Here is a 6,565-nt window from a genome sequence, read left to right as displayed (position 1 = left end):
TTAACAACCAGGAAAATCCCCGAAAAAAACCACCCAGAGCAACTCCAAATCCCTAACCTCAATTCAGTCAGTTCTTCGTGCCCCCCAAGCGGCGTGGAGCGGTTTATAGGCCCATCACCCACTACCGTCAACAGTCTTTTTTAAAAAAATTGTCATTTTTTCCATTTTAAAAAATGGCATGAAAGAAACCTTCAAAAAAAGGTCAGCAAAACTGCCATTTCTAACTCGCCGATGCCAAATTAAAAAATGAATATCAGTAAGATCTTGGCAAGCCCAATTCGTGTTCAGCCAGAAAAGATAACACCAGGTTCGTAGAAATCGGCGCAATCTGATAAAGTCTCGTCTCTCGAAATTTACGCTCTACGTCATATTCTTCAGCAAAGCCAAATCCACCATGAGATTGCAAACAAGCCTCACCTGCTGCCCATGAGGCTTCCGAAGCCAACATCTTCGCCATATTTGCTTCTGCCCCGCAGGTCTTACCGTCATCATATAAAGCACATGCCTTATCAACCATTAAGCTGGCCGCCTGCATCTGCGCATACGAACGAGCAATAGGGAATTGAACCCCTTGGTTCTGCCCAATTGGCCGGCCGAAGACCTTACGATCCCGAACATAGTTGGAAGCGGTTTCGATGAACCAGCGTGCATCCCCGATACATTCAGAAGCAATCAGAATTCGCTCAGCATTCATACCTGTCAGAATATATTTAAACCCTTTTCCCTCTTCACCAATAAGGCTATCAGCGGGGATTCGCAGATTATCAAAAAACACTTCGGTGGTGGCATGGTTGATCATGGTTCGAATAGGCCGAATGGTCATGCCATTTCCAACCACTTTGCGCATATCCACCAAAAAGACTGACAAGCCCTCAGATCTTTTAGCGCACTTTTCTTTCGGGGTCGTGCGCGCAAGCAAAATCATCAAGTCGGAATATTCAGCCCGCGAGGTCCAGACTTTTTGCCCGTTAATAATATAATGATCCCCGTCGCGAACTGCCGTTGTAGTTATACTTGTCGTATCTGTACCCGCTGTCGGCTCAGTGACCCCAAACGCCTGAAGTCGCAACTCACCGGTGGCAATTTTGGGCAGATACTGTTTCCGTTGCTCTTCATTTCCATGCCGAAGCAATGTTCCCATCGTGTACATTTGCGCGTGACAGGCGGCTCCATTACATCCAGCGGCATGAATTTCCTCTAAAATTGTTCTCGCCACAGAAAGGGGCAATCCCGCTCCTCCATAGGCTTCTGGAATCAATGAGGATAAAAGTCCAGCCTCGGTGAGTGCATCGACAAACTCTGTTGGATAAGCCCGCTCACGGTCTTTTTCCTGCCAGTAACTGCCCGGATAATCTCGGCAAAGCTGAACTACCGTCTGCCGAATTTGCTCCAAAACATTTTCATCCATTCTTCTTACCCTACTCAAACCCGCGCCAATTCACAAAATCTTCCAGTGAAGCGCGCTCGCTCTGCAATTCATTAATTTTGGCACTTTCGTCCATATACCCAAGCGCCATGCCGCAAAACATCATTTCATGTTCTTGCAAATTCAAAAATCGGGAAACAGTTTCGGGCCAACGCGCCCAGGCTTCCTGCGGACAGGTATGCAGCCCATTCGAGCGAGCCAGTAACATGATATTCTGCATAAACATGCCCAAATCGGCATACTGACCAATTTCCATTTGACGGTCCATCACAAAGAAAAGACCAACAGGGGCTCCAAAAAACTCAAAATTCTTGGCTAGCTGCCTTAATTTTCCTGCTGTGTCTTTTCTGGGAACGCCAATTAATTCATACAGGGCTTGCCCCACCACTCTTCTACGAGTTCTGTAAGGATCTTTAAGGTCTGGGGGATACACATTATATTCGGGCGTCTCATCTTTCATCTCCAAAAGATTGTTCTGCACGGATGAGACAAGTTTTCTCAGCTCTTCTCCTGAAACTACATGCACGGTCCAGGGCTGCAAATTACCGCCCGATGGAGCCCATTTGGCATGTTCCAAAATCTCGTAAACGATTTCTTTGGGCACTTTCTGATCGGTGAATTGTCGAACTGACTTTCGACTTCTTATGGCTTGCACAAGATCCAAGGTGGGGGCCTCCTTTTGAAATCTGGGTTCTGCCGAAACAGAACCCATTCCGTTAGCTTCAAGCTACCTTTGCATAACCGTTATTCAGTACAACGATATCTCTTTCTTTAACCTTGCAGCTAAAGGAAATGTCCGTACCGTCTTTCCAAATACTGGTCACGATAGTCTCTCCGGGGTAGACAGGAGAGGTGAAACGCAGGTTCATTGACTTAAACCTGCTTGGGTCATATCCGCAGACATCTCTCAAGAGCGCATGGCCTGCAGCCCCTAATGTTGCCAAACCGTGCAGGATAGGTTGCTTAAAGCCTGCGGCAGTTGCAACTCGTGGATTCGCATGCAAAGGATTAAAATCCCCACTCAGGCGGTATATCAATGCAGCTTGCGGCAAAGTTTCCAATTCGACAACACTATCAGGCGCACGATCAGGCAAGACATGAGGTTTAGGAGCCTCTCTTGGCGGACCGCCAAATCCTCCATCACCGCGTGCAAAGGTCGTTGAAGATAACGTCGCGAGCAAATCACCGCTGGACTTTTCATAAACCTTTCGCTCCGAATAAAGCAGCGCACCGCGCCCTTCTCCTTTATCGATGATTTCAGTGAAGCGCGTTTCCCCAACCACGTGCCCTGCAGGAGGTAATGGTTTATGGATTTCAATTCCCTGCTCACCATGAAGGACCTTCACCCAGTCCACACCGAATTGCGGCTCCTTTAAAAAGAAACCGGGATAGGCAAGAACCACTGCCATGGTTGGCAACGCCAACTGATCTTCTTCATATGTAAAGCGCAACTGATCCAAATCCAGCGGATCTGCGGACAATCCCACACCCAAAGCATATAGTATGCTGTCTTTTGAGGTATATTGCTGTTCAACTGGATCAAATTTCCAGTTCATCAGCTTATCATAATCTATTGTCATAAGGCACCTCGCTTATACCGGATCCCAGCTAAAGACATCGCCAGAACGTTCCAACGGAACCAAAGACGATTTAATAGCAGGCCCGACACGCGCCGCGACGGTTTCAGGTGTCCAACCGTCAGAAGTGTGCAAATTGCGAATTGGTCTTGGCTGACTCATCAAGCAAATTTCATTATTACGCACCACGAAAATCTGCCCTGACACATCTTTTGCCTCATCGCTTAGCAGATATACTGCCATTGGCGCAATTTTTTCAGGTGTCATTTGCTGAATTTTCTTAACCCGTTCACGCTCTGCGTCTGTTCCTTGAGGAATTGTACCGATCAGCCTCGACCATGCGAACGGAGAGATACAGTTTGAACGCACATTAAAACGAGCCATGTCCAGGGCTATGGAGCGTGATAGTCCTGCGATACCCAATTTCGCCGCAGCATAATTCGCCTGACCAAAGTTTCCAATGAGGCCAGAAGTTGACGTCATGTGAACCATTGAGCCACTTTGCTGTTCACGGAAATAAGGAGCTGCTGCTCGCGAAACATTAAAGCTGCCTTTTAAATGGACGGCAATAACAGCGTCAAATTCCTCTTCGCTCATTTTATGGAAAATGACATCGCGAAGAATACCCGCATTATTTACAATACAGTCAATGCGACCAAAATTACTCCGAGCATCTTCAATCATTTGACCTGCATCATCGGCATTGGCAACATTGCCAAAGTTTGCCACAGCCTCGCCGCCGGCGTCCGTGATCGCTTTAACAACTTCCATCGCCGGAATGTTATCCGCGCCTTCACCGCCTTCATTACCACCCAGATCATTTACAACAACCTTGGCACCCTGTTCTGCGGCCATAATTGCAATACCGCGGCCGACGCCTCTTCCTGCGCCGGTTACGACGACAACTTTTCCTTCAAGCATGTTTTTGGACATTGGATCGATCTCCCTTACTTGTTCGTTTTTAATTCTTTTTAGTGCCAGCCAGATAGCTGACCTGTCGATCTTTATTGAAGCACATGCGACCTTGCCGATAAAAAGAAAAATCACTTACCGACAAAATTTAATGAGCTAGCTAACTATCTATAGAAATTATTGCAAAAGGAAAAGCGTAAAATACGCGCCACACCAAAATTAGTAACCTCTGGAAGTATCCACGATTTCCGGCAATTCGCCTGTTTCAAGAAAACGCATCACGTTCGCGCCCACAATTTCCGAAGCTGTTTCCATATCTGTCGGAGCCGATATATGCGGCAAAATAGTAATATCAGGATGTGACCAGAGCGTGCTTGAAGGATCCAGCGGCTCTTCATCAAACACATCAAGAACAGCGTGAGACAGATGTCCCGTATCGAGTAAATCTTCCAAAATGGCGACATCAACAATCGGGCCGCGTGCAAAATTGATAACTGACGCCCCTTTTTTCATGGATTTCAAAAGCCGTGCCCCCAACAAACCACGAGTTTCGTTGGTGAGAGGCAAAAGAACAATGAGAATATCCGAACTGCAAAGTAAGTTTGACAACCCACTGTCTCCACTGAGACACCGAATACCTTCCAATTGTTTTTCAGTACGGCTCCACCCATGAACTGAGAATCCGTTAACTCTTAAAACTTCAGCAGAGCGCGCACCAAGTGAACCAAGTCCGAGAATTCCAACCGTTACTTGGCTTGCTTTTCGATATGGAAGCTCCTTCCACTTTTTAGCACGCTGCTGCTTTGCATATTCCGGCATGTTCCTATGGATATAAAGTGTCCAGGCGAGACTGGCCTCCGCCATGGTTCGCGCAAGCTCAGGATCTTTTAATCGTGTGATCATCAAATTCTGATCCGCAAGCTGTTCAATCATACGTTCGACACCTGCCCAAACACTATGAACCCATTTCAAGTTTGGCAGCACCGATAAGGTTTCGGGATCAGGATTGGCAACGATTGCGATTTCAACCAGGTCACGCTGATCAACAGTGAGGTCTTCGACAGCAATGATGTCCGCAAGTGGTATCTTCTTGGAAAGCCTTGAAATCCAATGACATTTCTCGGTTTCCTCAATTTGACCTGCAAATGCGATTAAGTTCTGCATGTTTCCCCTCACCTCTCAAACCAAAGGCAACACCGCATGGCCTTTGCTTCAAGACTAACGCTACTTCAATTTAGTCAATGCAATTACTTGGGCCGATGCAACAACCTTCTTCTCATTTACATAGGCTTCGTGATTTTTTTCGATATCCTTGAGGTTATAATAATAATTGACCAGCATACCTGCAGACTGTTTCAATCCATTCGGCGAGATATCTCCCAACCAATTAATGCGTTCAAGTCGCGCACCATTGCCTAAATGGAATCTTGAGACTGGATCCAAAGGACGGTCGTTGCGTTTTTCGTTGACCAAATAGTGAGCCATCAGGTGTTCCAGATAATCGCGCAACTGTTCGGGCATCTCATCCCGCAGATGCCAGCCTTCTTCTTGCAAAAATTTCTTAACTTTTGTTGTCTTGCCTGCAGACAACTTACCGGCCCGTCCCTTGACTGTATCAAGCCATTTCATAAAGCCGGGCACCGGAGAAAGAGTGGAAAAATGTTTCAGATTTGGAAATTCTGCTGATAGCTCGGCAACAACCTGTTTAATAAGGAAATTTCCAAAACTAATGCCTTTTAACCCCTCCTGACAGTTACTGATGGAGTAAAAAATCGCTGTGTCAGCTTTCGTTGGATCGAGTTTGCGGCTATTTAGATCGAGAAGAGGCTGAACTGCACTCGCCAATCCCTTTACAAGCGCCACTTCCACAAAGATGAGTGGCTCATCTGGTAATGCGGGATGGAAAAAAGCAAAGCATCGGCGATCGCCCTCAAGCCGGCGTCGCAGATCTTCCCATCCTTTTATTTCGTGAACCGCTTCATATTCGATCAGTTTTTCAAGAATTACGGCCGGCGTTCTCCAATTAATTTGCCGAACTTCCAAGAAACCCCGGTTGAACCAACTCACAAGCAAATGCTTCAAATCGCGATCGACCTCATTCAATTCCGGATAATCTCGAAGTTTTGAAACCAGAAATTTGCGCATGTCGACAATTGCACTTGTTCCGCGCGGTGCAAAATTTATGCGCCGCATTAGTTCTTGGCGGGGAGGCTCAAGAGCGAGCGCCAGCATCTGCTGAGAGACAAGAGTTTTTTCAACGGTATATGCTGCAATTGCACGATCAAGGCGAGCCTGATCCACCCCAACCTCTTTTGCAAAACATCATGAAGGCAAGCTTTTCTTCTTCATCCAGCCCCCACCACAAATCTACAACCTCACGGGCGAGCGCCATACCGGAAGCTTCGCCTCTTTGCGTTAGCAAATCACGACAGACACCCTCAATTGAATGGCTCCGTGCTTTTCCCGCACCGCGATCCAAAAGTTCCCGGCCTGCATCGGCAATTGAATTGAAGATTTGTGATACGAATGTTTGTCTCATGCCACCTAACCATTTTTACATCACTCGGCTTAAAGCCGACGAGATTTCTTGTAAATTCCCTGCAGTCTTTAAGATCATAATGAAAAGCCTGCCTTTCAAGATGAATCTAAA

General features: G+C 46.7%; 7 protein-coding genes. All 7 read right to left on the bottom strand.

Annotated features, from left to right (window positions below; all coding sequences use genetic code 11):
* Positions 1-253: 253 nt before the first annotated feature.
* Positions 254-1,408 (bottom strand): acyl-CoA dehydrogenase family protein, encoded by a 1,155-nt coding sequence (locus JCM23214_RS14575; protein ID WP_025899584.1) that lies wholly within the window; start codon positions 1,406-1,408, stop codon positions 254-256.
* A 10-nt stretch (positions 1,409-1,418) separates the two neighbouring features.
* A complete protein-coding gene (locus tag JCM23214_RS14570; RefSeq protein WP_234397761.1) occupies positions 1,419-2,081 on the bottom strand; it encodes a nitroreductase in 663 nt (220 codons plus the stop codon).
* Positions 2,082-2,148: 67 nt separating this feature from the next.
* Positions 2,149-3,006: a MaoC/PaaZ C-terminal domain-containing protein gene (locus tag JCM23214_RS14565; RefSeq protein ID WP_025899582.1), complete on the bottom strand. Its 858-nt coding sequence runs from the start codon at positions 3,004-3,006 to the stop codon at positions 2,149-2,151.
* Between the two features lie 12 nt (positions 3,007-3,018).
* Positions 3,019-3,936: an SDR family oxidoreductase gene (locus tag JCM23214_RS14560; RefSeq protein ID WP_025899581.1), complete on the bottom strand. Its 918-nt coding sequence runs from the start codon at positions 3,934-3,936 to the stop codon at positions 3,019-3,021.
* Positions 3,937-4,134: 198 nt separating this feature from the next.
* Positions 4,135-5,079 carry a 2-hydroxyacid dehydrogenase gene (locus JCM23214_RS14555; protein WP_025899580.1) on the bottom strand — a complete coding sequence of 315 codons (945 nt, stop codon included), beginning with the start codon at positions 5,077-5,079 and terminating at the stop codon, positions 4,135-4,137.
* 60 nt (positions 5,080-5,139) lie between these two features.
* Complete coding sequence (locus JCM23214_RS21105; RefSeq protein ID WP_148301905.1) at positions 5,140-6,216, bottom strand: malonyl-CoA decarboxylase; 1,077 nt, start codon at positions 6,214-6,216, stop codon at positions 5,140-5,142.
* A complete protein-coding gene (locus tag JCM23214_RS24835; protein WP_148301904.1) occupies positions 6,197-6,454 on the bottom strand; it encodes a hypothetical protein in 258 nt (85 codons plus the stop codon). Before JCM23214_RS24835 ends, JCM23214_RS21105 begins: the two co-directional genes overlap by 20 nt.
* Positions 6,455-6,565: the final 111 nt, after the last annotated feature.

It is taken from the genome of Sneathiella glossodoripedis JCM 23214, assembly GCF_000616095.1.
Classification (GTDB): Bacteria; Pseudomonadota; Alphaproteobacteria; order Sneathiellales; family Sneathiellaceae; genus Sneathiella; species Sneathiella glossodoripedis.
This window is presented reverse-complemented; position numbering and strand designations above follow the sequence as displayed.

Coding starts and splice junctions, on each gene's coding strand:
- JCM23214_RS14575 (WP_025899584.1), bottom strand. CDS start 1,408: ATGGATGAAAATGTTTTGGAGCAAATTCGGCAGACGGTAGTTCAGCTT.
- JCM23214_RS14565 (WP_025899582.1), bottom strand. CDS start 3,006: ATGACAATAGATTATGATAAGCTGATGAACTGGAAATTTGATCCAGTT.
- JCM23214_RS14560 (WP_025899581.1), bottom strand. CDS start 3,936: ATGTCCAAAAACATGCTTGAAGGAAAAGTTGTCGTCGTAACCGGCGCA.
- JCM23214_RS14555 (WP_025899580.1), bottom strand. CDS start 5,079: ATGCAGAACTTAATCGCATTTGCAGGTCAAATTGAGGAAACCGAGAAA.
- JCM23214_RS24835 (WP_148301904.1), bottom strand. CDS start 6,454: ATGAGACAAACATTCGTATCACAAATCTTCAATTCAATTGCCGATGCA.